A 24,158-nucleotide genomic window follows, 5' to 3' on the forward strand; every position below is an offset into this window, starting at 1 on the left:
CGCGCGCCCCGCATCAGCCCCGCCGCGGAAAGCCCCCGCGCAACCGCCAGCCCGCCGGCAATGACGCCCCTCTTGATCAACCGCTTCACGACCTGCCGATACTCCTGCTGGATGGATGACGTGACTGTAGGGTGCATGGGGTAAAGGCTCCCTGAACGACGGAAATAGATGACCGTAGAGCGGCATCCCATCCGCCTGTCGCCTTTGTCGCAGATGTTCGATTGGACGAAGCCCCGCATTGCCGATACAACGTCCGGCAGGGACGAGAGGACCATGCTCGTGCCGCCGAATACGGGGGATCGAGAGACCATCATGACCGAAGACAGCGCGCATTATCCGCCGGTCGATCCCATCAAGGCAGGCCTGCGCGGCCGTTGCCCGCGCTGCGGCGAGGGCAAGCTGTTTCAGGGCTACCTTGCCATGCGCCCCCGCTGCGCCGCCTGCGGGCTGGACTATGATTTCGCCGATGCGGGCGATGGGCCCGTGGTCTTCGTCATCCTCATCATCGGCTTCATCACAGTGGGTGCGGCGCTCTGGGCCGAGGTCAATTACAGCCCGCCGCTCTGGCTGCATTTCCTGCTTTGGATCCCGCTCGCCATCGTCCTGTCGCTCGCGCTCACCCGCATGCTCAAGGGCGTGCTGATCGACCTGCAATATCGCAACAATGCCAGGCCCGGCGAAATCGACCGTGGCTGAGTCTGTCCGACCGGCCGGCACGACACCCCGCCGGAGCGGACCCGTCGCCCGCCTCCTTTCCGGCATCCTCCTGCTCGCCCTTTTCGCGGCCCTCGTCGCGCTCGGCACCTGGCAGATGCAGCGGCTGCACTGGAAAGAGAGCCTGCTCGCGGCCATCGCCGAGCGCCGCAAAGCGCCGCCCGTGGATATCGATGCCATCGCCGCAATGTTGGCGGGCGGCGGCGATATCGAATACCGCACCGTCCGCGTCTCGGGTACGTTTCAAAACGCGGGCGAGCGGCATTTGTTCGCGACCTATAACGGCCAGACCGGCTTCTACGTCTATACCCCGCTGACACTGGCGGACGGCCGCACTGTCCTGATCAATCGCGGCTTCGTGCCTTACGAGCGCAAGGAACCGGCGACCCGGCCGGAGAGCCAGCGTGAAGGCCCCGTCACCATATCGGGCCTTGCCCGCGCCCGGCTCGATGCCAAACCCTCCTGGGTGGTGCCGGAGAACGACATCGCCAAGAACATCTTCTACTGGAAGGACTGGACCGCGATGACGGCGGCATCCGGCCTGTCGCCAGCGCGCACGCTGCCCTTCTTCATCGATGCCGATGCGACACCCAATCCCGGCGGCCCCATTTCAGGCAGTTTGCCGGTCGGCGGCGTCACCCAGTTCGACCTGCCGAACAATCACCTTCAATATGCGCTCACCTGGTACGGGCTGGCCGCTGCGCTTGTTGCGGTCAGTGGTCTGTTCATGTTCCGTAGGCGCGCCGAAGCGCGCGCCGGCCACGCGCACGCGCAACAGGAGACGCCGGAATGACACTGCTCGCCCAGATCTTCACAGGCCTCACCGCGCTTCTCCACGTCGGCTTCCTCGCGCTGGAAATGGTCCTCTGGACGAAGCCGCAGGGCCGCCGCATCTTCCGCATGACGCAAGAGCAGGCCGAGGCAACGCGGGTGCTTGCGGCCAATCAGGGCCTCTACAACGGCTTTCTCGCCGCCGGTCTCGGCTGGTCGCTTCTGGCGTCTCCGCCTGCCTTTGCCGTGCAGCTGCAGCTGTTCTTTCTTGTGTGCGTTGTCATCGCCGCTATATATGGCGCGTGGTCGGTCAGTGCGCGCATTCTTCTGGTGCAGGGCGGCCCGGCGATGCTCGCACTCCTGTTCACAGTCTTGGCGTTCTGATCCCATGGAATTTCGTTCCGCTGAAAAGCCCGTTTCGCAGAAATCGGCGCTCACGATTAGACTCTGCGGCCCGCGCGGCTTCTGCGCCGGGGTCGATCGCGCCATCCAGATCGTGGTGCTCGCGCTGAAGGAATTCGGCGCGCCGGTCTATGTCCGCCACGAGATCGTGCACAATCGCTATGTCGTGGAAGGGCTGGAGGCCAAGGGCGCGATCTTCGTGGAGGAACTCGACGAGATCCCGCCGGAGCACCGCAAGCAGCCGGTCGTCTTCTCCGCCCATGGCGTGCCGAAATCCGTGCCTGCGGACGCCGACCAGCGCAATCTCTTCTATCTCGATGCGACCTGCCCACTGGTCTCCAAGGTCCACAAGCAGGCCATGCGCCACAACCGCATGGGCCGCCACGTCGTGCTCATCGGCCATGCCGGCCACCCCGAAGTCATCGGCACCATGGGACAGCTTCCCGAGGGCAGCGTCTCGCTGGTCGAAACCATCGATGACGTCGATACCTACACGCCGCCCGATCCCGACAACCTCGGCTTCGTCACCCAGACGACGCTGTCGGTGGACGATACCGCCGGCGTCATCAAGCGCCTGCACGAGCGCTTCCCCAATCTCACGGCGCCCGCCGCCGACAGCATCTGTTATGCCACCACCAACCGGCAGGAAGCCGTGAAGCAGGCGGCCCCCGGCTGCGATCTGTTCCTCATCGTCGGCGCGCCCAATTCCTCCAATTCCAAACGCCTCGTCGAAGTCGCGTTCCGCTCCGGCGCCCGCCAGTCGATCCTCGTCCAGCGCGCCAGCGATATCGAATGGGACACGCTCGGCGAGATCCGCACCGTCGGCCTGTCGGCCGGCGCTTCGGCACCCGAGGTGATCGTCAACGAGATCATCGAGGCTTTTCGCGTGCGCTATGATGCGGTGGTCGAGCTGGCGGATACGGTGGAGGAAACCGAAAACTTCCTCGTCAACCGCGAACTGCGCCACGTCCCCCTGACCCAGGCCGACATGGCCTTCGTCAACGGCGACTGACCAAGAGCGGCCCCCGACCTCTGCATCTGCCGTCTAAGGTGGTGCACGTCACCAGACGTCCTCTCCCCCCTTGTGGGGGAGATGCCCGGCAGGGCAGAGAGGGCTTTCCTTCAACCAACCACCCCACAGGGCTCACATGGCCGTCTATACCGATATCTCCGAGGACGACCTCAAGACATTCCTGAGCGCCTATGACGTAGGGGAGCTCACCTCCTACAAAGGCATCGCCGAAGGCGTCGAGAACAGCAATTTCCTGCTCCACACCACCACGGGCGCCTTCATCCTCACGCTCTACGAAAAGCGCGTCGATCCCGGCGATCTCCCGTTCTTCCTCGGCCTGATGCAGCATCTGGCCGATCGCGGTCTCAACTGCCCGCTGCCGCTCGCCCGCACGGACGGCGCTCTGCTCGGCACGCTGTCGGGCCGCCCGGCCGCCATGATCACCTTTCTCGAAGGTATGTGGCTGCGCAAGCCGGAGGCTGCCCATTGCCGCGAGGTCGGCCGGGCGCTCGCCGAAATGCATGTTGCGGGCGAGGGGTTTGCTCTGACGCGGGAAAACGCTTTGTCCGTCTCCGGCTGGCGTCCGCTCTGGGACAAGGCGAAGGACCGCGCCGACGAGGTGCAGCCGGGCGTGGCCGCGGAGATCGCCGCCGAACTCGACCATCTCGAAGCCAACTGGCCGTCCGATCTACCCGCAGGCGTCATCCATGCCGATCTCTTCCCCGACAATGTCTTCTTCCTCGGCGAAAACCTCTCCGGCGTGATCGACTTTTACTTCGCCTGCAACGATCTTTTGGCTTACGACGTCTCGATCTGCCTCAATGCCTGGTGCTTCGAGAAGGACGGCGCTTTCAACATGACCAAGGGCATGGCGCTTCTGGCAGGCTACCAGTCGGTGCGCCCGCTGACAGCTGGCGAAATCGCGGCCCTGCCGCTTCTCGCCCGCGGCTCGGCGCTGCGCTTCTTCCTGACGCGGCTCTACGACTGGCTGACGACGCCGGCAGGCGCCTTGGTGGTCAAGAAGGATCCGCTCGAATATCTCCGCAAGCTCCAGTTCCACCGCTCGGTGAACACGGCGCTCGAATATGGCCTGACGATTTCGGAACCCGACGCATGAAACACATCGACATCTTCACCGACGGCGCCTGCTCGGGCAATCCGGGCCCCGGCGGCTGGGGCGCGGTGCTGCGCTACGGCGAGACCGAAAAGGACCTCTGCGGTGGCGAGGCCGAAACCACCAACAACCGCATGGAACTGCTCGCCGCCATCACCGCGCTCACCTCCCTGAAGGAGCCCTGCGAGGTCGATCTCCACACCGACAGCAAATACGTCATGGACGGGATCATGAAATGGATCCACGGCTGGAAGAAGAACGGCTGGAAGACGGCCGACCGCAAGCCGGTGAAGAACGGCGAACTCTGGCAGGCCCTCGACGCCGCCAACAGCACCCACAAGGTCACCTGGCACTGGGTCAAGGGCCACGCCGGCCACCCGGAGAATGAGCGCGCGGATGAACTGGCCCGCAAGGGCATGGAGCCGTTCAAGGGGAAGCGGGCGGTGAAGCTGGGGTGAGGTGACGCGTCACCGCCGAATGTGCGGTAAGCCCCTCATCCGCCTGCCGGCACCTTCTCCCCGCAGGCGGGGCTAAGGGACATGCCGAGCGCGCTCGCCTTCCTCCCGAAGGTCAATGGTCGGGTCTCAAGCGGCGCTCCAGGTCTCTTCTCCCCGCGCGCGGGGAGAAGGTGGCGGCAGCCGGATGAGGGGCTGGCGCGGCGCTATGTTGATGAAATAGAAGGAAGAAAGACCCTCTCTGCCCTGCCGGGCATCTCCCCCACAAGGGGGGAGAAGACTCGTGGTCCGCACACCACGCCACAATGAAACACCTGCCGAGGGAAAGGGAGGCCGTCCCAAGTCCTCTCCCCCCTTGTGGGGAGATGGCCGGCAGGCCAGAGAGGGTCTTTTTTAAACCCCCTCCACACCCCTCAGATCTGCTCCAGCATCGTCGCTGCAGACGACACCGTCGCCTGTCCCGGGCTTTCCTCGATGTTGATAGTCTTCACCACGCCATCGTCCACCAGCATCGAATACCGCTTCGACCGCACGCCGAGCGTGCCCGCCGAGAGGTCGATATCCAGCCCCAGCGCCTTGGTGAAGCCTGCATCCCAGTCGGAGAGGAAGTGGATCTTGTCCATGCCGCCGGAGGCCGTTGCCCAGGCGCCCATGACGTGGATGTCGTTGACGGCGACGACGGCGATGTCGTCGATCCCCCTGGCGAGGATCGCGTCGCGGTTCTCGAGATAGCCGGGCAGGTGGTTGAGCGAGCAGGTGGGCGTGAAGGCGCCGGGGACGCCGAAGATCACGACGCGCTTGCCGGAGAAGAGGGCGTCCGTGGTCACTTCCACAGGGCCGTCAACGGTCTTTTCCTTGAAGGTCGCAGATGGAATCTTGTCGCCGATCGAAATGGTCAAAGGGAATATCCTCGCTCAGGGAATGGGGCTTCAGGGAATGGGCTCTGATGACGGCGCGAAGCGCAAGCAGCGTGCCCCGTGGAACATCCGTGCGCCGGACAGGCGCAAAGGAAAGATATAGATTTTCAGGGCTTGAAGACAAGCGGCGTTTCGATGGCCCTGTTCTCGGACCCCATCCGCACGCTGATCGTCGCCCGGATCGCGCCGTCCGCTGGCCCGCCCGCGCTTGTCAGTGGCAGTTTCGCGGCGATCCGCACATGCGTCAGGCCATCCGCCCCCCTCCGGCTGTCCATGGGCCGGCTGCCCACCGGATGGAAGACATAGCCGGAGGGTGCCGCGAGGAACACGTCTAAGAGCGTCGCACCCTCCGGCAGCCTCATGGTGAGTGCGATTTCATGCGTCCGCGCATCGAAGGCGGCATGCACCACGTCGAAATCCGGTGAGGGGGCTGCCGGCAGGGCGGCGAAGGCGGCGCGCACGCGCGCGGTGTCCAGCGGATTGTCGGCAGCATCGGCGGCAAGCGCAAGGTCCAGCTCCGCCTGCACGGGAATGCAGATGCTCTTGCAGATGCCGAGGAACACGGACGCTTCCAGCGTCAGATCCTTGCCGGCATCGCTTTTGAGCAGAAGCGGGAACGAGGCGGGCCGGTCGTAGCCGGTATATTCGAGATCGCCCTCGGCAAACCGTTTGGGCGCCGGCAGCCGCAGGCCGGAATAGACGAGGCTGCCCGCGCCCGGGCCTTTCCCGGTAATGGTCACCTCCGGCGGAATGCCGCTCGAGCCCGGGTCCGTCCAGTAGGTTCGCCAGCCCGGTTCCAGCCGGATTTCCAACATGGCCGGCAGCGTTCCGTCCGCTTGCTGCGCGCCGGTGACCAGCCGGATGCCGCCACCGACGGTCTCCACCCAGGCGCTGCGCGCGGCAAAGGCCATGCCGCCCGATGCTGCGATCGCGAAAAAAAACACGGTGGCCAGGGTTGCCACGCGTGCCGAAAACGTCAAACTCTGCGGTGTGAGGCGTTCGATCATGGGCAAAGCCATAGCGGTTTTGGCAGGGTCGGAGAAGATCGGCATGATGCGGCGGCTCGGAATGTCGTGCAACTTTTCTTGAATGCGCGATGCAATAATCGACCCGGGTCGATGGAACGATCGGCGGGACATCGGCTTCGACAGGTGTGACGGCCGAGCTGTCATCCCCAAGGGCACCCGCAGCGCCGGCATTCGGAAAACCAGAAAACGGCAGGCATCGAAAAGGCGGGACAGACCTCAACCGGAACAAGGGCAAGGCACCATGATGGCGACATTCCAGAAAAACCGTGAACGGGGCATGTTGGACGGGCAGTTCCTGATTGCCATGCCCGGCATGGTCGATAGCAACTTCGCCCGTACGGTCATTTTCGTCTGCGCGCATTCCGACGACGGCGCGATGGGTTTCATTCTGAACCGGCCGCAGCAGCTCACCTTTCCGGATGTGCTCCTGCACCTGGAGATCGTCGATCGCCTTCAGGCGATCCGGCTGCCGGAGCGGACGCGGGAGTTCCAGATCCAGACCGGTGGTCCCGTCGAGACCGGTCGCGGCTTCGTGCTTCACTCCGACGATTACCTGAGCGAATCGAGTATTCCCGTCAGCGACGACATCTGCCTGACGGCGACGCTCGATATCGTGCGCGCCATCTCGCGCGGTGCGGGCCCGTCCCGCGCCATGATGATGCTCGGCTATGCCGGCTGGGGCGCCGGCCAGCTGGAGGCCGAGATCGCCAATAATGGCTGGCTGACCTGCGCGGCCAACGAGGACCTGATCTTCGATCGCGACCTTGGCGACAAGTACGATCGCACCCTTGCCGCGATGGGCGTCGCCCCCGCCATGCTGTCGATGACGGCTGGTCACGCGTAACGGCATGTCCGCTATCTACCCTGATCAAGGCGTTGCTTTCTCGATTCCTGATGAACAAATCGCGGAACATTTTGTCCGACACCCCGTTTTGAAGGCAAGCGGCACAGCAATAAAGCAGCCGCCTCAGTGACAGGGAGTTACGCACATGGGTAGCATTTCCGATAAGGTTTCCGGTCTCGCTAACGAAGCAGCAGGCAACGTCAAGCAGGGCGTCGGCAAGATGACCGACAACGAGCGTCTGCAGGCCGAAGGCAAGGCACAGGAAGTCAAGGGCGAAGTCCAGCAGGCATCCGGCAAGGCCAAGGACACCGTCAAGGGTGCCGTCGATCGCCTGTAACAAAGTTTTGCTATGGCTTTGTCCGTAGCGATCAGGTGCGCAACCGTTGCCGTCCTGACGGGTTCAACTGGATGGCGACGTGCGCCGAATGCCCGCTGTGCCTCGTGCCGGCGGGCATTTCCTCGTCTGCCAGTCGGAATCGCGCAATAGGCGGCAACGTCCGTCAAAAGCGGATGGCCATCGCTTCAGGCAACATAATATGTAGGGCAGCGAAAACAGGATGTTCTGAAAGACGCCGGCGCTGCGGAGCCACAACAATCAGATGCCATCCGCAGGGATGGCCCCAGGGACGAAACGACCATGAAGCTCTTTACGTGCAGCAATTGCGGAAATTCCGTGCATTTCGACAATCGAACCTGCGTGAATTGCGGATCGCGCCTCGGTTTCGAGACGGAGTCCCTGAGCATGAAGGCGCTGGCCCCGGCCGGCGGCGATCAATGGACCGTGATCGGCAAGAACGATACCGCCGTGCGCTTCTGCGCCAATGCGATGAACGATATCTGCAACTGGCTCGTCCCCGCCGGTAGCCATAACACCTACTGCGTTGCCTGCAGCTACAATCACATCGTGCCCGTCACCGACAATCCGGAAGGCGTTCAGCGCTGGCAGAAGATCAGCCAGGCGCAGCGTCACCTGTTCTATTCGATCCTGCGCTGGAACCTGCCGCGCCCGGGCCGCGATGCCGATCCGCAGGGCGGTCTGGTGTTCGATTTCCTCGCCGACGAGGTCGATGCCAACGGCAACGTCATCCAGGCCGCGATGACCGGCCACGAAGACGGTCTGATCAGCCTGCGCGCCGCCGAAGCTGACGATGCGACGCGCGAAAGCATCCGCGTCTCCATGGGCGAACCCTACCGCACGCTGCTCGGCCATTTCCGCCATGAGATCGGCCATTTCTACTTCGCCCAGCTCTGCCGCGACGAGGAAACGCTGGCCGAAGCCCGCGCCCTCTTCGGCGACGAGCGCGAGGACTATGCCGCAGCTTTGCAGCGCAACTATGAGCAGGGCCCGCCGGCCGACTGGCAGAACCGCTTCATCTCGACTTATGCCAGCTGCCATCCGTCTGAAGACTTCGCCGAATGCTGGGCGCACTTCTTCCACATCGTCGACACGCTCGAAACCGCCCGCGCCTTCGGCCTCTCCACCGACCCCCGCCGCCACCAGGAGATGGCCGCCGAAGTCGATTTCGATCCCTACAATGCTCAGGATTCACAGACCTTGGTCGATGCCTGGGTGCCGCTCAGCGTCGCGCTGAACAGCATCCAGCGCTCCATGGGCCAGACCGACAGCTACCCCTTCGTGCTGTCGATCCCCGTGGTCCAGAAGCTGGAATTCCTCAACCGGCTGATCCACAAGGCCGGGCAGGGGCTGCTGACCATGTCTCAGCCGCCGATGCAGACGCCGGCGGCGGCCTGAGGGTTTCAGGTTTGAACTACGGAGCGCTCTTCCTTGGAAAAGGAGGAGCGTTTTTTTGTTTTGGGGTGCGGGTTTGTGGGCGGAATTTTGAAGAAAGACCCTCTCTGGCCTGCCGGCCATCTCCCCCACAAGGGGGGAGAGGACGGGGGGCACCCGCTCGTTCTCGTCGAAAAACTAGAGCGTTTTGAAACGGTTCTTCAGGCGCGTACGTAAAGGCAAAGCGAGCGAGGACCGCGAGTCTTCTCCCCCCTTGTGGGGGAGATGCCCGGCAGGGCAGAGAGGGTTTTTCTTCCCTAAATCTAAACTTCTTCGACGGCTCTCAAGCCCGCTTCATCAACGGAAACCGCTCCTTCAACAACCGCTGGATCAAATCCGACGAAATCGGCGGTCCGAACAGGAAGCTCTGGCCGTAATGGCAACCCATCTGGCCGAGCTGGATCGCGTCTTCTTCGGACTCGATACCCTCCGCTACCACCTGCATCTCGAGTTCACGCGCCATGCCGATGACGGAGCGGAGCAGGATGGTGCGTTTGTCGCTCTCGTCCTTCACCAGCGCCTTGTCCATCTTGATCGTGTCGAACGGGAAGCGCGTGAGGTAGGCGAGCGAGGAGTGGCCGGTGCCGAAGTCGTCCAGCGCCAGCTTCAGCCCGCTGTCGCGCAGCTTCTGCAGCACCAGACGCGCCTGCTCCGGGTTCTCCATCATCAGCGACTCGGTCAGTTCCACCATCACCTGCGACGGGTTGCAGCGGTTCTTGTGGAGGATGGCGCGGATGTCGTCGTGGAGGTCGTTGTTGAGCAGCTGGCCGCTCGACAGGTTGACCGAGACGAAGATCGGTAGCTGACCGGTCTGGATCTGCCATTCCCCGAGATCGCTGGTCGCCCGCTCGAAGGCGAAGAGGCCGAGCTGGTTGATGACCTCGGAACTCTCGGCAATGGGGATGAACTCGGAGGGCGGAATGCTGCCGCGCTTCGGGTGGTCCCAGCGCATCAAGGCTTCGAAGCCGGCGATTTCCGCATCGTTCAGCCGCACGATCGGCTGGTAGACGAGGCTGAGCTCGTTGCGCTCGATGGCGCGGCGGAGGTCGGTTTCGAGCTGCAGACGGTCCGTGCCGGAGGTGCGGAAGGCCGGGCGATAGGGTTCGACGCGGTTGCCGCCCGCCTTCTTGGCGCGGAACATGGCGAGTTCCGCATCGTCCAGCAGGCCGGCCGCGCTCTGGCCCTGGTCCACCCAGGAGACGAGGCCGACGGAGGCGGTGAGGCTGATCTCGCGATTGCCGAAGCTGATCGGCACCATGATCGCGCGGCTGACGGCCTCGGCGAAATCCGCGACCTTGGCGGGGTCACGTTCCGAAATGAGGATCAGGCCGAACTGGTCGCCCCCGAGCCGCGCCAGCGTATCCTGCGGCTTCAGGAGCCGCCGCAGTCGCCGCGTCAGCGCGATCAGGATGTTGTCGCCGGCCGCGATCCCCAGCACGTCATTGACGTTCTGTTTGTAGCGGTCGATGTCGATCGCGATCACGGTCGGGCGCACGCCGTTCGAACCCGGCGCCAGCGCCAGGATCGATTGCAGCCGGTCGAGAAAGATCTGGCGGTTCGGCAGGCCGGTCAGGTTGTCGTGGAGCGCATCGTGCAGCAGCCGGTCGAGCGAATTGCGCTGCTCGGTGATATCCACCAGCGTGCCGACGCAGCGGATGATCTCACCGTTCGAGCCCAGCACCGGCCGCGCGCGGATCGACAGCCAGTGATAATGCCCGTCCTCGGCGCGAATGCGGAAATCATGGTTGAGCCGGCCGCGGCGGTGTTCGAGCAGGATGTCGAGCGTCGCGCGAAAACGGTCGCGGTCGTCGGGGTGAAGGCGCGGCAGCCAGTTGCGGGCGGGCCCGTGCATGGCGCCGGGCGTGAGGCCCAGCTGCTGCGACACGTCGGGAATGGTCACTACCCGGTCGCGCGCCACGTCCCAGTCCCATACGGTATCGCCCGAGCCGGTCAGCGCCAGCGACTGGCGTTCGAGGTCGGAGAAGAGCCCCTGGCTATAGGCGCCGCCGGCAAAGGCATGCTGCATCACGGTGAAGCCGATGAGCAGCACGATCAGCACGAGCCCGCCGCCGAGCGCCGGCTGGACGATGTCGTTGGAAAGCCGCCCCGTCACCGTCAGCCAGGCGCCGAACAGCCAGACGAGCGTCAGCAGCCAGGCGGGCACGAGCAGGATGGCGCGGTCGTAGCGGTTGAGACCGAGATAGGCGATGAGGATGATGCCGGCCGTGCCCGTCAGCGCAAACGAAATGCGCGCGATGCCGGCCGCAATGGCGGGATCGTAGATCGCCACGCCGAAGAGCAGGCCGAGGCCGAGAATCCAGGCGAGCGTCGCATAGGACAGGTGCTGGTGCCAGCGGTTGAGGTTCAGATAGGTGAAGAGGAAGATCACGAGGCCGGCCGCCAGGAACACCTCCGTTCCCGCCCGCCATATTCGCTCGTCGCCGGCGGTGATCGCGATCAGCTTCGACAGGAAGCCGAAATCGACGCAGATATAGGCAAGAACCGCCCAGGCGAGCGCGGCCGTCGCCGGCAGCATGGAGGTGCCCTTGACGACGAACAGGATGGTCAGGAACACCGCCAGCAGGCCGGCAATGCCGAGCACGATGCCGCGATAGAGCGTGAAGGCATTGACCGTGTCCTTGTAGGCGTCCGGCTCCCAGAGATACATTTGCGGCAGGTCGGGCGTTGCCAGCTCCGCGACGAAGGTGATGACCGAGCCGGGGTTGAGCGTGATGCGGAAGACGTCGGCCTCCTCGCTCGGCTGCCGGTCGAGTGCAAAGCCTTCCGACGGGGTGATGGAAAGGATGCGCTGCGAACCGAGGTCGGGCCAGAAGATCTTGGAATTCACCAGCCGGAAATGCGGCGCGACGATCACGCGCTCCAGCTGCTCTTCCGAAACATTGGCGAGCGCGAAGACCGCCCAGTCGCCCTGATGGTTGTCGGCACTGGAGCGCACCTCGATGCGCCGCACGATGCCGTCCGTGCCGGGCGCGGTGGAAACCTGAAAGGCCTCGCCCCGGCCGGTATAGATCTCGGTCGTCGCGGTGAGGTCGAGCGCGGTGTCCTCGCGCGAGATCTTCACGGGCTCGATGGCATGGGCCAGACCCGCGCCGAGCCACATCATCGCAAGCACCAGCGCCAGCATCAGCCCGGGCAGCCTGCGGATCGACGGCAAAAGCGTCGGACGGAAGGGATGTGTCACTCGCTAGCAGTCCTGTTGGGCGCGATGTCACGCGAAAGAAGGGAGAAGATCAGGTGGTCGCGCCACTGCCCATTGATCTTGAGATACTCACGCAGATAGCCTTCACGATGAAAGCCGACCTTTTCAAGGAGCCTGATGCTCCTGTCGTTTTCCGGAATACAGGCTGCCTCGATACGGTGCAACTGAAGGGTCGAAAAGATGTAGGGGATGGAGAGCCTGACCGCCGCCGACATGTGCCCCTGGCCGGCGAAGCGCTCGCCCATCCAGTAGCCGATCATGCAGCATTGCGCCGCTCCGCGCCGGATATAGCCGATGGTAAGGCCGCCCAGCAGCGTCTCGGTGTCGCGCGCGAAGACGAACAGGGGAATGGCCTGACCGGAGTGGAATTCCTGCTCGCTACGGATGGCGCGCGCGCGAAACGCGCTCTCGGTCATCTCCTCCGCCCGCCAGGTCGGCTCCCAGGGCTCAAGAAACGGCCGGCTTTCCCGGCGCAGCGCGAACCACTGCCGATAGTCGGCGCCGCGTGGCAGGCGCAGCAGATGCGTGTCGCTCTCGATCCTGACCGGGTCCGGCTGCCGTGACAGAAACCGAAACACCGATCGTGTCATGAAAGCCTCCGCCGGGATCGTAAATAGGGACGGTGCCGGCGAGAAGACGCCGGACCGGGGTTCAGCCGTTCGCCGCCCGCGGCAGGGCCGTGTCGCGGGTCAGGCCGCCGAGAATATCCGCCATGGGCGCCAGCTTGTCGACGGGGCCGATGGCCGAGAGCGTCGGCACGGTTTCGAAGAACAGGCGACCGGCAAGATCGGTCAGCCGCTCCACGGTGATGCCGGACAGCCGGTCCATCAGTTCCTCGTTGGGAATGGGGCGGCCGTAGAGCATCATCTGCCGGGCGATCTGGCCGGCGCGTGCGGCGGGGCTTTCCTGCCCCATCAGCAGCTGCGCGCGGATCTGCGCGCGGGCACGGTCGATTTCCTGTTGATCGATATGATCGGCCGACTTGCGCAGCTCCTCGATGATGACGGGCATCAGTTCCGGCAGGTTCTCGCCGCCGGTCGCGGCGTGAACGCCGAAAATGCCGGTATCGGAAAAGCCCCAGTGGAACGCATAGACCGAATAGCAGAGGCCGCGATGCTCGCGCACTTCCTGGAAGAGCCGCGAGGACATGCCGCCGCCGAGAATATTGGCGAGGATCTGCGAGCAGTAGAAGTCGCGGCCATGATAGGCCTTGCCCTCGAAGCCGAGCAGGACCTGCGCATCCATCAGGTCGCGGTTCTCGCGCGTGTCGCCGCCGGTGTAGCGGGCCTTTTCGATCAGCGGCGCTTCCGCCGGCTGCTGCGGCAGGCTGGCGAAGCGTTCCTCGACCTGCGCCACGAAGGCATCGTGATCGACCGCACCGGCGCCCACGACGAACATGCGGTCGGTGGTGTAGTTGCGCCCGAGATAGGTGCGGATCTGGTCGGCGGAAAACGACATGACCGTTTCCGGCGTGCCGAGGATCGGCCGGCCGACGATCTGGTCGGCAAAGGCGGTTTCGGCGAAGCGGTCGAACACCACATCGTCGGGCATATCGTTCGCCGCGCCGATTTCCTGCAGGATGACGTTCTTCTCGCGCTCCAGCTCTTCCTCGTCGAAGGACGATTCCGTCAGGATGTCGGCGAGGATGTCGATGGCCAGCGCCGTGTCGTCCTTCAGCACGCGGGCGTAATAGGAGGTCGTCTCGGTGGATGTCGCGGCGTTGACCTCGCCGCCGACATTCTCGATCTGCTCGGCGATATCGCGGGCCGACCGCGAGGCCGTTCCCTTGAAGGCCATGTGCTCCAGCAGATGCGCGATACCGTGCTCGTCCGTGGTCTCGTCGCGGGAGCCGGACTTGATCCACGTGCCGAGCGCGACGCTTTCCAGATGCGGCATGGTTTCGGTAACGACCGTCAGCCCGGAGGCGAGCCGGGTGCACTCAACTTTCATCATCGGTCTTTCTGCGCACTAGTTCCGGATACGGGCGTGCTCGCCGATATAGGCCTCGACGGCTTTCAGCTCGGGATCCAGAATGTCGAAGCGCTCCTCCCTGTCCATCAGGTCAGCAAGCCACGTCGGAAGCGCCGGGTCAATACCGCTCGCCGATTTTACTGCGGCGGGAAATTTCGCGGGGTGCGCGGTGGCCAGCGTCACCATAGGTGCGTTGGGTTTCATATGCTTGGCGGCAACGAAGGCGCCGATGGCGCTGTGCGGATCGAAGAGATAGCCGGTTTCCGCGAGCGTGGTGCGGATGGTTTCCGCCACTTGCTTTTCCGTCGCGCGCCCGGCGCGGAAGAGGCCGCGGATCATCTTCATCGCCTTTTCCTCGATCTCGAAAGCGCCCGACTGCTTCAGCCCGCCCATGGCCGCGCGCACCTTGCCCGCATCCCGGTCGAAGGCCTCGAACAGCAGGCGTTCGAAGTTGGAGGAGATCTGGATGTCCATCGACGGCGAGGTCGTGGCGCGCACGTCGCGCATCTCGTAGCGCCCGGTCTTCAGCGTGCGGGCGAGAATGTCGTTCTCGTTGGTCGCGACCACGAGCCGCGCGATCGGCAGCCCCATCTTCATGGCGACGTAGCCCGCGAAGATATCGCCGAAATTGCCGGTGGGAACCGTGAAGGCCACCTTCCGGTCCGGCCCGCCGAGCGCCACCGCCGTCGTGAAATAATAGACGATCTGGGACATGATGCGCGCCCAGTTGATCGAATTCACGCCCGAGAGATGTACGCGGTCGCGGAAAGGCCCGTCGTTGAACATGTCTTTGACCAGCGTCTGGCAATCGTCGAAATTCCCGCGAATGGCGATCGCATGCACGTTCGACGCCTTGGACGTCGTCATCTGGTGCTGCTGCACCGGCGAGACCTTGCCATGCGGAAACAGGATGAAGATATCGGTGCGGTCGCGCCCGGCAAAGGCGTCGATCGCAGCACCCCCGGTGTCGCCCGAGGTCGCGCCGACGATGGTGGCGCGGGTGTTGCGGGTGGCCAGCACATGGTCCATCAGCCGCGCCAGCAGCTGCATCGCCACATCCTTGAAGGCGAGCGTCGAGCCGTGGAACAGCTCCATCACGAAGGCATTCGGCCCGGTCTGCACGATCGGCACGACGGCCGGATGCCGGAAGGTCGCATAGGCCTCGTCGATCATGCCGCGCAGCGTCGCATCCTCGATCTCGCCATCGACGAACAGCTGGAGAATCCGAAACGCAACCTCCTGGTAGGAGAGGCCGCGCAGGTCCCGGATCTCGCGCTTCGACAGGGTCGGCCACGTCTCCGGCACATAGAGCCCGCCATCGCGCGCAAGGCCCGCCATCAGGGCATCGCTGAAACCGAGCGCAGGGGCCTCGCCCCGGGTCGAAACATACTTCACGTTCGTCATCCTCGTTTCGTGCCGCGCGGCGACGGTGTTCGGGCCTGAAGGTGAGCGCGGCACGTGACGCTCAAGTTCGGGCGGGGCTTACAAAAAAGATCGGAACACGCGCGAGTCCAATCGATTTTCCGGCGCGCCGCTGCTATAGACCATCGCCGCAGCACTGGAAAGCCTTGCCTTTCGGCAAGTGCCGCCGGGTCTGCGCAACGGCCGCTCGCAGTCGGGCGGTGGAAATTATGCCGTATGCGCCGGTCGAAACCGGCTATACAGGCAGCGACGGACACGCGCCGCGAGAGCGCGGGAAGAGCGACAGGGGGTCGGATCGAATGGTGGGTCATACAGTCAGCCGCATCGCGGCATTTGCGGGTCTCATGGCGCTTGCCGGCTGCAATACGCCGGACACGGGCGGCGCGATCGACGCGGGCGCCAGCGCGGCATCCGCCACGCCGGCCGTCATCCAGGCGAAGTGCCCGCAGATCGTCATGCGCGATGCGACGTCGGTCTACCGCACCTACGCCAAGGGCGCGAAGGACGACCCGTCGCAGATCATCTACCAGGCCTCGCTCGCCGACTCGACGCGCCAGTGCGTGCAGAGCGATACGACCCTGACGGTCAACGTCGTGGTGCAGGGCCGCGTCACCTCGGGTCCGGCCGGCGGCCCCGGCACGATCAACCTGCCCATCCGCGTCACCGCGAGCGACGAGAACAACACGCTGTTCTCCGAAGTGACCCAGCTGCCCGTCACCGTCCAGGCCGGCACCGGCGCCCAGCAGTTCATCTTCACCAAATCCGCCCCCATCAACGGTGGCGCCGGCGACTTCGCCAAGGTCTATGTCGGCTTCGACACGGCCCCGGCTGCGCCGAAGAAGCGGAAGTAAGAAGCGCCCGCTACCGCTACGCCACTGAAATCTTCATAATGGAGAATGGGATGGCAGGCAGAGCAGCAGTTATCATCGGTGGTACGGGGCAGATCGGGCGGGCTGTTGCGCAAGAGCTGATCGATAAGGGATGGACGGTGGCCGTCACGCACAGAGGCAACCGGCCGCTCCCGCGTGAATTGACGGAAAGCGGCGTTACAGCAATCGTCTACGATCGTGGACACAGCGAACGTCTTCGACGCTTGATACGGTCAGGCGCAGACGTGGTGATCGATACGATTGCATATGACGCTTCGCATGCAGACGAGCTGCTTGAAATCGAAAACGATGTCGGTTCGTTTGTCGTAATTTCCTCCAGCAGTGTCTACTGCGACGACCAGGGTCGGTCGCTCGATGAAGGCAAGGTCAACGGTTTCCCCGATTTGCCGGATCCCATGACGGAGCAGCAGCAGACCCTGCCGCCTGGGGATCAGAACTATTCCACGAAGAAGGTCGCTCTTGAACGGCGGTTGCTCGACCGAAGCGTGGCCCCGATTACCGTTCTGCGTCCCTGCGCGATCCATGGTGCGAACTCGATCCATCCCAGGGAGTGGTGGTTCGTCAAAAGGATGATCGACGGCAGAACCGTCATTCCGCTTGCCTATCGCGGCGAGAGCCGTTTTCACACGACATCCGTTGCCAATATCGCCGGCTTGACGGCGATTGTCTCGGAAAAGCCTGCTCATCGAATCCTCAATATCGGTGACGAGCGCTGTCTATCGGTCAGCGAAATCGGCGATCTCATCCGCCGACGGCTACAATTTCCGGGACATTTCGCTCTCGTGGACGATGATCGTTATCCCCCCGCCATCGGCGCAACGCCATGGTCGGTTCCATCTCCATTCATGATCGACAGTTCAGCTGCGCGTCAGCTTGGTTTTAAGCCCTTATCTTATGAAGACACCATCGCACATGTCTGCGACTGGCTCATCGCGTTCACTGCGGACGGGCGATGGAAAGAGAAGCTTCCAGTATTCGGCCAGTACGATTCCGACCCATTCGATTATCGCGCAGAGGACGATTTTCTTGCCTCGGCGGGTAAATACAAACTGATCTAGCCAGTCCTCGCGCAAGGTTGCTCGCTTTGGGAAGCCTCCGGCAGACGATCCCGATCAGTCCCCAAGCTCCTCCGACCATTCCGCCAGCGCCTCGATCGTGGCGGGCAGGGCGGTCATGCGGGAGATGACGGTTTCGGCGCCGGCTTCGGTCAGCGCGTCTGCATGTGAGGCGTAGCTGTGCGAGGCGCCGGTGAAGCCGATGACGCGCATGCCGGCCGAGCGGGCGCCGTGGACGCCATGTACCGAATCTTCCACCACGATCACCCGCGACGGGTCGATGCCCATCTGGGCTGCGCCATGCAGAAAAATATCCGGCTTTGGCTTCACCCGGTCGTCGCCGAGGTCGCGGGCGGAAAAGACGTTGCGGCCGAAAAGGTCCTTCAGGCCGACCTTGCCGAGCATCATCGCCAGCCGCTCGGAGGTGGAGTTCGAGCAGACGCACTTTTTCAGCCGGATCTGTGACAGCGCCGCCTTGACGCCCTCGATGATCTCGACGTCGTCCTTCAGCCGCTGTTCGAGGATCTCGGTATGGCGTGAGATGAGGCTCGCCGACAGCGGGATCGTCGCCTCGCGCTCGACGGCCAGGAGCGTGTTCTGCCACGTCATCCCAGCATAGCGCTCTGCCATCTCCTCCGTCGAAATCGGATACCCCGCTTCCGTCAGCAGCGCCGCCTCGACTTCGGATGCGATGATCTCTGAATCGACGAGCACGCCGTCGCAATCGAAAATGATGAGGTCGATACCGGACATGGGGAAAATCTCTGATGCATGGGAATGCCCGCGCTTTACACGAGGGGGCGGCGGGGGACAATGCGGCAGCTAAGATTTGTGTCCGCGCGCCATGTCTCGGGCATGGAAAAGGCGTCAGAAAACCTTCACGGCCGACGCCTCGATACTCAGCCGCAGTGTCGGATGAAGGCCGTCCCGGGTGGTGATGTCGATGGTGAACGGCAGGTGCTCGTGCAGGAAATGCTGAATGCCGATCAGGTTGAAGGCATTGAAGCGGCTTGCCGGATCATAGTCGATAAACAGATCGATATCGCTTGATGCCCGGGCTTCGTCGCGCGCAACCGAACCGTAAACGAAAAGCCCCGTCGCACCGCGACTGCGCATCTCTTCCGCAAGCGCAAGCAAACGGTCCATGACATCAGCCCGAGCAAGTGGCGGCCGGGGCATATTCGACCCCGTCGCGAAACTTTCATTGCCTCCATCCGTCGGTTTTTCGCGCAAGTTTTCCGCCTCTTCAGCCTTTGGTAACCAAACTCGGTAACCATAGCAGCAGAATTTGTGTCCCAGAGTCAGCGTATCAGCGAGTAGTCATGGTGTCCCTGAAGTCTTCCGTCGTTTTGTCTGCTGAAATCTCCCCCGCCGCTTCGGGTAGGTGGCTCGACACCATCATCAAGGGCGATTGCGTTTCCGCCCTTGAAAAGCTGCCCGACAATTCGGTGGATGTCGTCTTCGCCGATCCACCCTACAACCTGCAGCTCGGCGGTGCGCTGCATCGCCCGGATCAGTCGCTGGTCGATGCCGTCGATGACGCGTGGGACCAGTTCGCCTCCTTCGAGGCTTACGATGCCTTCACCCGCGCCTGGCTGCTGGCATGCCGCCGCGTGCTGAAGCCCAACGGCACGCTGTGGGTCATCGGCTCCTACCACAACATCTTCCGCGTCGGCGCGATCCTGCAGGATCTGAACTTCTGGATCCTCAACGACATCGTCTGGCGCAAGACCAACCCGATGCCGAACTTCAAAGGGCGCCGGTTCCAGAACGCGCATGAGACGCTGATCTGGGCGAGCCCGAGCGCCAAGGGCAAGGGTTACACCTTTAACTACGACGCCCTGAAGGCGGCGAACGACGACGTGCAGATGCGCTCCGACTGGGTGTTCCCGATCTGCTCCGGCGGCGAGCGCCTGAAGGACGAGAACGGCGACAAGGTCCACCCGACCCAGAAGCCGGAAGCGCTGCTCGCCCGCATCATGATGGCCTCCACCCGGCCGGGCGATGTCGTGCTCGACCCGTTCTTCGGCTCGGGCACCACGGGCGCCGTCGCCAAGCGCCTCGGCCGCCATTATGTGGGCGTCGAGCGCGAGCAGACCTATATCGACGCGGCCCGTGCCCGCATCGAGGCGGTCGAGCCGCTGGGCGGTGCCACATTGTCGGTCATGACCGGCAAGCGCGCCGAGCCCCGCGTCGCCTTCAACGTGCTGGTGGAAAGCGGCCTCATCAAGCCCGGCGCCATCCTCACCGATGCCCGCCGCCGCCACAGCGCCATCGTGCGCGCCGACGGCACGCTGGCTTCAGGCGGAGAGGCCGGCTCCATCCACCGCCTGGGCGCCAAGGTGCAGGGCCTCGACGCCTGCAACGGCTGGACCTTCTGGCACTATGACGACGGCGGCGTGCTGCGGCCGATCGACGACCTGCGCACCGTTATTCGGGCGGATATGGCGCGGATGGGGTGAGGGCAGGTTTGCGACGTTAAGGAGAAAGGTCCTCTCTGCCCTGCCGGGCATCTCCCCCACAAGGGGGGAGAAAACCTGGGGCGGGCCGCTCGCTCTTTCCGCAAATCTTGAAGATTCGTACTGAGGGCGTGCCACGAGTCCTCTCCCCCCTTGTGGGGGAGATGCCCGGCAGGGCAGAGAGGGTCTTCCTTCCTTCCTTCCTTCACTCCCGGAAGCACAGTCCTCACCCAGCGCGCCTACCCGCCAAAAATCCCCCCGCAATGTTTAAGAGAATTTAACCTCTCCGCCGCTAGTCTCATGCCTGCGATACCGCCGCGTGATCAACCACCGGCAGACCGCGATGCGGGCGGGGGTTCCGGGTGTTGCCGGAGCTTGTGCCTCAAGACGAAGCGGGACTGCGATCTATCGACGGGAAAGCCCGCCGACAGTCGTCTTTCCTCCGGTTTCGTACCTTCAGTCCCGGAGGAATCTGAAACGCCCGGCCGCTTGAAAAAGCGGCCGGGCGTTGCTGTTTTGCAGGATCTGTAAAAGACCGTCAGAGAATGAAATCGTCCGCATACATCTTGGTGACGCCGGACACGCTCACTTCGAAATCGGCGCGGCCGTCGCCATTGACGTCGCCGGAGAGGATGCCGTTCGAGAAACGCAGTTCGCCGGCATGGCGGCTGAAACCGTCATTGCCGATATAGTCGAACTCTTGGTTGCCTCCGGAGCGCGTGTTCGCGTCGATGCCGGAGAGGTCGATAAGGTCGCCTTCACTGGCTGTGAAGTCGGCGATCACGTCGCGGCCGCTGCCGACCCGGCTGTCGATGAGCGTATCGAAGTAGAAGATGTCAGCACCCGTGCCGCCGTTCAGATAGTCCCTGCCGATGCCACCGGTAAGGTCGTCGGCGCCCGAGCCGCCATAGAGAACGTCGTTTCCGGCGCCGCCATAGAGCCCGTCATTGCCTTCGAGGCCGTAGAGATTGTCGGCGCCGCCGAAGCCCTTCAGCACGTTGCGATCGGCAGAGCCGGTGATGTCGTCGGCGGAATTCGTGCCCGTGGCGTTTTCGATGTTGACGAGAACCTCGATCTGGTCGCTGTCGATGGTAGCGGTGCCCTTGTCGAGGTCGATGTCGACGCCCTTGCCGCGCTGCGAGGAATAGGCGTCCTGCAGCTCGTAGCTGATGGTGTCCACACCCGTGCCGCCGTTGAAGCTGTTGTTGTAGCCGACGGAGCGGAAGGTGTCGTTGCCGCTGTCGCCCTTGTAGACGCTGGCTTCCGAATTGACCTGGAAGATATCATTGCCGTCGCCGCCGGAGACGACGTCATAGGCCTTGCCGTCGTCGGCGCGGATGTCGGCGATGTAGAGGTCGTTGCCGGTGCCGAGGAAGATGTCGTTGCCACCCTCGTAATAGTTCACCACCCGGTCGTTGCCCGAACCCGCATCCACATAATTGAAGCCGCCGAGGCTGTCGGTGCGGTTGAGGTTGATCGTATCGTTGCCGCCGTAACCGTAGATCGACACCTCGGACAGCTTGTTCTGGGTCAGGATGTCGTTCCTGTTGGTGCCGTAATAATTCGCCATGAATGCGTCCTCGCAGAATGATCGGTCAAGATGACACGCCCATCATGCGAGGAGCGGTGTGAATGCCGGCTGAACCGAATGTGGCTTTTCAGTGATATGAAAATCAGGCGCAAAGAGGGCGGCTTCAGACAGCCCGCCCTCAGACAGCCCGCCCTCAGACAGACAGCCCGAGCTTTATCAGATCCGCCTTCAGCGTCGGGCCGTCGATGAACTGCACCGCCTGCCAGCCGGCCGCCCGCGCGCCCTCGACATTGGCAAGGCTGTCGTCGATGAACAGCGTGGCTGCGGGTTCAAGGTCGAACGCCGCCTGATGCGTCTCGTAGATGTCGAGGTCCGGCTTGATCTGCCGCTTCTCGCCGGACACGGTCACGCCGCGCGGCAGGTTGAGGAAGGCAAAGCGCGCCCGCGCCTCGGCAAAGGTGTCCTGCGCGAAATTGGTCAGCATCGTCACGTCGTAGCCCTTCGCCACGAGACCTTCGAGAAGGACGACGCTCTCCTCATAGGCATGCGGCACCATCTCGCCCCAATGGGTGCGGAAGGCGCGGATGTTCGCCTCCTGTTCGGGATACTGCGCGATGAGCAGGTCTTCCGCTTCCGCCCAGCTGCGGCCGCGGTCCTGCTCCAGGTTCCATTCATGGGTGCAAACGGTCGCGAAGAAGGCGTTGCGCTCGGCCTCGTCGGGAATGAGCCGGCTGAACGGGATATTCGGATCGTAATGGATCAGCACCTTGCCGATGTCGAAAACGATATGGCGGATGGGTGTCGTCGCGTCGGTCATGGGGCTCTCTCCTCTTATGATCGATCCGGGCATTGATCGTCTCCGGACGGTTCCTATCGCATGACGTCACGAGATTTATGACGTTTTTGCGAAACAGCCGGGCAGCGCCTTCTCGATCGCCTTCTTCATCACGGTGGGCAACGCCTGCGCGGCGAGCGTCTCGCGCGGCTCCCACCAGCCGTTCGCGACGATAGCGTCGCGTTCGACCTCGGCATGGCGCACAGCGAGGCGCAGCTCGAAATGGGTGAACACATGCACGATGCCGCCGCAGTCGCGCCAGAGGGGCGTGGTCTTCCCGGCAAAGGGTGGCGTCTGGTTCTGGCCGGGATCGGTCGTCCAGTCGGTGCCCGGCACCTCCGTCATGCCGCCGAGCAGCCCCTTGTCGCCCCGTTTGCAGAGATAGACCGCACCCGCAGCATCGGTCGCGACATAGGCGGTGCCGTATCGCACCGGCTTTGCCTTCTTCGCCAGCTTCACCGGAAAGCGCTCCGGGTCGCCGGCCGCGAAGGCGCGGCAGTCGGCATTGATCGGACAGAGCGCGCAGACCGGCCGGCGCGGCGTGCAGATGGTCGAGCCGAGATCCATCATGGCTTGCGCGAAATCGCCTGGTCGATCGGCAGGCGTCATCGCGGCGACCAGCCGGCGCATCTCGGGCCGCGCCGCCGGCACCGGCGTCTCCACCCGGTAGAGCCGTGAAATCACCCGCTCGACATTGCCGTCGAGCACGGCACTCTGCCGGTTGAAGGCGATGGCGGCGATGGCGGCGGCGGTATAGTCGCCAATGCCCGGCAGCGCCTTCAGGCCCTCCTCGGTATCGGGAAAGCACCCGCCATGCTGGCTCGCCACCGCTTCTGCGCATTTCTTCAGGTTCCGGGCGCGGGCGTAATAGCCGAGCCCGGCCCAGGCCTTCATCACCTCTTCGGTATCGGCGGCCGCGAGATCGCCGACCGTCGGCCACAGCGTCAGGAACTTGGCGAAATAGGCTTTCACCGCCTGCACCGTCGTCTGCTGCAGCATCACTTCCGACAGCCAGATATGGTAGGGGTCGGGCCGCTTGCCGGCTTTCGCCATCGGCGGCGTGATGCGCCACGGCAGCACGCGGTGGCTGCGGTCGTACCAGTCGAGCAGCAGGGCTGCGGGAGATTGCGTCGAGAGAGAATCTGGCAGGGGCAGAGCCTCCGCCGTGGACGTGGAACGTTGCATCATGGTCCTCGGGCCCGACTTCCCTTATAGATCGTTGCAGGCAGCCTTGCTGAAGCCGGTATCGTCTCGTGCGTCATAGCTGAAACGGCCGCGGCGGGGTAGAGCCGCTACACTATTCACCACCCACTCACCACCAACGGGAGCAACCGCATGGCGCCTTCCAAGCCTTATACCCCGAGGGGCGTCCGTCAGATCAGCGAGGTCGCCAATGGCCTGCTCGATCCGGTTCTGGCCAAGCGCGCCGGCATCAGCACGCTGCTGCTCGGCTCCTGGGACGAGATCGCCGGCGAAGCCTTCGCCGATTGCACCCGCCCGGAAAAGATCGCCTGGCCGCGCCGCGCCTCCGAAATGGCGGGCGAAAGCCGCCACCAGCCGGGCGTCCTCACCATCGCCTGCGACGGCGCCCGCGCGCTGTTCCTCGCTCATACGGAGGGCGAACTCGTCCAGCGCATCAACGGCTTCTTCGGCTTCCCCGCCATCGACCGCGTCCGCATCGTCCAGAAACCCGTCACCCCCACAACCCGCACCCGCCGCCCCCCACGAC

The 24,158-nt window shown here is 63.9% G+C and carries 24 protein-coding genes; 13 read left to right on the forward strand and 11 right to left on the reverse strand.

Going from position 1 to position 24,158, the window contains the following annotated elements; genetic code table 11:
- Positions 1 to 312: 312 nt before the first annotated feature.
- The 6 genes from G8E10_RS25475 to rnhA all read left to right on the forward strand — a co-directional run bounded on the left by G8E10_RS25475 (position 313) and on the right by rnhA (position 4,471).
- Positions 313 to 696, forward strand: a complete 384-nt coding sequence (locus G8E10_RS25475) for a DUF983 domain-containing protein (protein WP_110800118.1) — start codon at positions 313 to 315, stop codon at positions 694 to 696.
- Entirely contained in the window at positions 665 to 1,507 is an 843-nt protein-coding gene (locus tag G8E10_RS25480; RefSeq protein WP_167131221.1) for an SURF1 family protein, read from the forward strand. The genes G8E10_RS25475 and G8E10_RS25480 overlap by 32 nt, the downstream gene beginning before the upstream one ends.
- Positions 1,504 to 1,869: a DUF1304 domain-containing protein gene (locus G8E10_RS25485; protein ID WP_167131223.1), complete on the forward strand. Its 366-nt coding sequence runs from the start codon at positions 1,504 to 1,506 to the stop codon at positions 1,867 to 1,869. The genes G8E10_RS25480 and G8E10_RS25485 overlap by 4 nt, the downstream gene beginning before the upstream one ends.
- A gap of 4 nt (positions 1,870 to 1,873) precedes the next feature.
- The gene (gene ispH, locus G8E10_RS25490) at positions 1,874 to 2,899 is read left to right on the forward strand and encodes a 4-hydroxy-3-methylbut-2-enyl diphosphate reductase (RefSeq protein WP_167131225.1); all 1,026 of its coding nucleotides are present in this window, start codon (positions 1,874 to 1,876) and stop codon (positions 2,897 to 2,899) included.
- A 136-nt stretch (positions 2,900 to 3,035) separates the two neighbouring features.
- On the forward strand, positions 3,036 to 4,016 hold the full coding sequence (locus G8E10_RS25495; RefSeq protein WP_167131226.1) for a homoserine kinase: 981 nt from the start codon (positions 3,036 to 3,038) through the stop codon (positions 4,014 to 4,016).
- Positions 4,013 to 4,471: a ribonuclease HI gene (rnhA, locus tag G8E10_RS25500; protein ID WP_110726677.1), complete on the forward strand. Its 459-nt coding sequence runs from the start codon at positions 4,013 to 4,015 to the stop codon at positions 4,469 to 4,471. The genes G8E10_RS25495 and rnhA overlap by 4 nt, the downstream gene beginning before the upstream one ends.
- Before the next feature lie 410 nt (positions 4,472 to 4,881).
- On the opposite strand, the gene G8E10_RS25505 is transcribed toward rnhA, so the two are convergent.
- Together G8E10_RS25505 and G8E10_RS25510 are read right to left on the reverse strand one after the other, a co-directional pair.
- Complete coding sequence (locus G8E10_RS25505) at positions 4,882 to 5,367, reverse strand: peroxiredoxin (protein WP_110799847.1); 486 nt, start codon at positions 5,365 to 5,367, stop codon at positions 4,882 to 4,884.
- Positions 5,368 to 5,492: 125 nt separating this feature from the next.
- A complete protein-coding gene (locus G8E10_RS25510; protein ID WP_167131228.1) occupies positions 5,493 to 6,392 on the reverse strand; it encodes a protein-disulfide reductase DsbD domain-containing protein in 900 nt (299 codons plus the stop codon).
- 265 nt (positions 6,393 to 6,657) lie between these two features.
- On the opposite strand from G8E10_RS25510, the gene G8E10_RS25515 reads away from it, so the two are divergent.
- From G8E10_RS25515 to G8E10_RS25525, 3 genes are all read left to right on the forward strand, one after another.
- A complete protein-coding gene (locus G8E10_RS25515; protein WP_132447194.1) occupies positions 6,658 to 7,257 on the forward strand; it encodes a YqgE/AlgH family protein in 600 nt (199 codons plus the stop codon).
- Between the two features lie 145 nt (positions 7,258 to 7,402).
- The gene (locus tag G8E10_RS25520) at positions 7,403 to 7,594 is read left to right on the forward strand and encodes a CsbD family protein (RefSeq protein ID WP_092932552.1); all 192 of its coding nucleotides are present in this window, start codon (positions 7,403 to 7,405) and stop codon (positions 7,592 to 7,594) included.
- A gap of 300 nt (positions 7,595 to 7,894) precedes the next feature.
- Positions 7,895 to 9,010, forward strand: a complete 1,116-nt coding sequence (locus G8E10_RS25525; RefSeq protein WP_167131230.1) for a zinc-binding metallopeptidase family protein — start codon at positions 7,895 to 7,897, stop codon at positions 9,008 to 9,010.
- Positions 9,011 to 9,329: 319 nt separating this feature from the next.
- Here the strand turns inward: G8E10_RS25525 and G8E10_RS25530 are convergent, their stop codons facing one another.
- From G8E10_RS25530 to thrC, 4 genes are all read right to left on the reverse strand, one after another.
- Complete coding sequence (locus tag G8E10_RS25530; RefSeq protein ID WP_167131250.1) at positions 9,330 to 12,191, reverse strand: EAL domain-containing protein; 2,862 nt, start codon at positions 12,189 to 12,191, stop codon at positions 9,330 to 9,332.
- Positions 12,192 to 12,244: 53 nt separating this feature from the next.
- Positions 12,245 to 12,856: a GNAT family N-acetyltransferase gene (locus tag G8E10_RS25535; protein WP_092932558.1), complete on the reverse strand. Its 612-nt coding sequence runs from the start codon at positions 12,854 to 12,856 to the stop codon at positions 12,245 to 12,247.
- 61 nt (positions 12,857 to 12,917) lie between these two features.
- A complete protein-coding gene (locus G8E10_RS25540; RefSeq protein ID WP_110799845.1) occupies positions 12,918 to 14,219 on the reverse strand; it encodes a M16 family metallopeptidase in 1,302 nt (433 codons plus the stop codon).
- A gap of 15 nt (positions 14,220 to 14,234) precedes the next feature.
- On the reverse strand, positions 14,235 to 15,641 hold the full coding sequence (gene thrC, locus G8E10_RS25545; protein ID WP_167131232.1) for a threonine synthase: 1,407 nt from the start codon (positions 15,639 to 15,641) through the stop codon (positions 14,235 to 14,237).
- Between the two features lie 317 nt (positions 15,642 to 15,958).
- Here thrC and G8E10_RS25550 point away from each other — a divergent pair, with 317 nt between their 5' ends.
- Both G8E10_RS25550 and G8E10_RS25555 read left to right on the forward strand, forming a co-directional pair.
- Positions 15,959 to 16,510, forward strand: coding sequence for a hypothetical protein (locus G8E10_RS25550; protein ID WP_110799843.1), 552 nt, complete (start codon positions 15,959 to 15,961; stop codon positions 16,508 to 16,510).
- Between the two features lie 50 nt (positions 16,511 to 16,560).
- Positions 16,561 to 17,607, forward strand: coding sequence for an NAD-dependent epimerase/dehydratase family protein (locus G8E10_RS25555; protein WP_167131234.1), 1,047 nt, complete (start codon positions 16,561 to 16,563; stop codon positions 17,605 to 17,607).
- A gap of 54 nt (positions 17,608 to 17,661) precedes the next feature.
- On the opposite strand, the gene G8E10_RS25560 is transcribed toward G8E10_RS25555, so the two are convergent.
- The gene (locus G8E10_RS25560; protein ID WP_167131236.1) at positions 17,662 to 18,357 is read right to left on the reverse strand and encodes an HAD family hydrolase; all 696 of its coding nucleotides are present in this window, start codon (positions 18,355 to 18,357) and stop codon (positions 17,662 to 17,664) included.
- 114 nt (positions 18,358 to 18,471) lie between these two features.
- On the reverse strand, positions 18,472 to 18,750 hold the full coding sequence (locus G8E10_RS25565) for a nucleotidyltransferase family protein (RefSeq protein WP_167131238.1): 279 nt from the start codon (positions 18,748 to 18,750) through the stop codon (positions 18,472 to 18,474).
- A gap of 176 nt (positions 18,751 to 18,926) precedes the next feature.
- On the opposite strand from G8E10_RS25565, the gene G8E10_RS25570 reads away from it, so the two are divergent.
- Positions 18,927 to 20,066, forward strand: coding sequence for a site-specific DNA-methyltransferase (locus G8E10_RS25570; RefSeq protein ID WP_167131240.1), 1,140 nt, complete (start codon positions 18,927 to 18,929; stop codon positions 20,064 to 20,066).
- A 535-nt stretch (positions 20,067 to 20,601) separates the two neighbouring features.
- Here the strand turns inward: G8E10_RS25570 and G8E10_RS25575 are convergent.
- From G8E10_RS25575 to mutY, 3 genes are all read right to left on the reverse strand, one after another.
- The gene (locus G8E10_RS25575; protein ID WP_167131242.1) at positions 20,602 to 21,633 is read right to left on the reverse strand and encodes a calcium-binding protein; all 1,032 of its coding nucleotides are present in this window, start codon (positions 21,631 to 21,633) and stop codon (positions 20,602 to 20,604) included.
- A gap of 154 nt (positions 21,634 to 21,787) precedes the next feature.
- The gene (locus G8E10_RS25580; protein ID WP_167131244.1) at positions 21,788 to 22,411 is read right to left on the reverse strand and encodes an HAD family hydrolase; all 624 of its coding nucleotides are present in this window, start codon (positions 22,409 to 22,411) and stop codon (positions 21,788 to 21,790) included.
- A gap of 75 nt (positions 22,412 to 22,486) precedes the next feature.
- Positions 22,487 to 23,614: an A/G-specific adenine glycosylase gene (gene mutY, locus G8E10_RS25585; RefSeq protein ID WP_167131246.1), complete on the reverse strand. Its 1,128-nt coding sequence runs from the start codon at positions 23,612 to 23,614 to the stop codon at positions 22,487 to 22,489.
- Between the two features lie 150 nt (positions 23,615 to 23,764).
- Between mutY and G8E10_RS25590 the strand changes: the two genes are divergently transcribed.
- Positions 23,765 to 24,158, forward strand: a 394-nt coding sequence (locus G8E10_RS25590) for a DUF721 domain-containing protein (RefSeq protein WP_167131248.1), incomplete at its 3' end; no start/stop codon positions are given.

The organism is Ferranicluibacter rubi, from assembly GCF_011603255.1.
In the GTDB taxonomy this organism is placed as follows: Bacteria; Pseudomonadota; Alphaproteobacteria; order Rhizobiales; family Rhizobiaceae; genus Ferranicluibacter; species Ferranicluibacter rubi.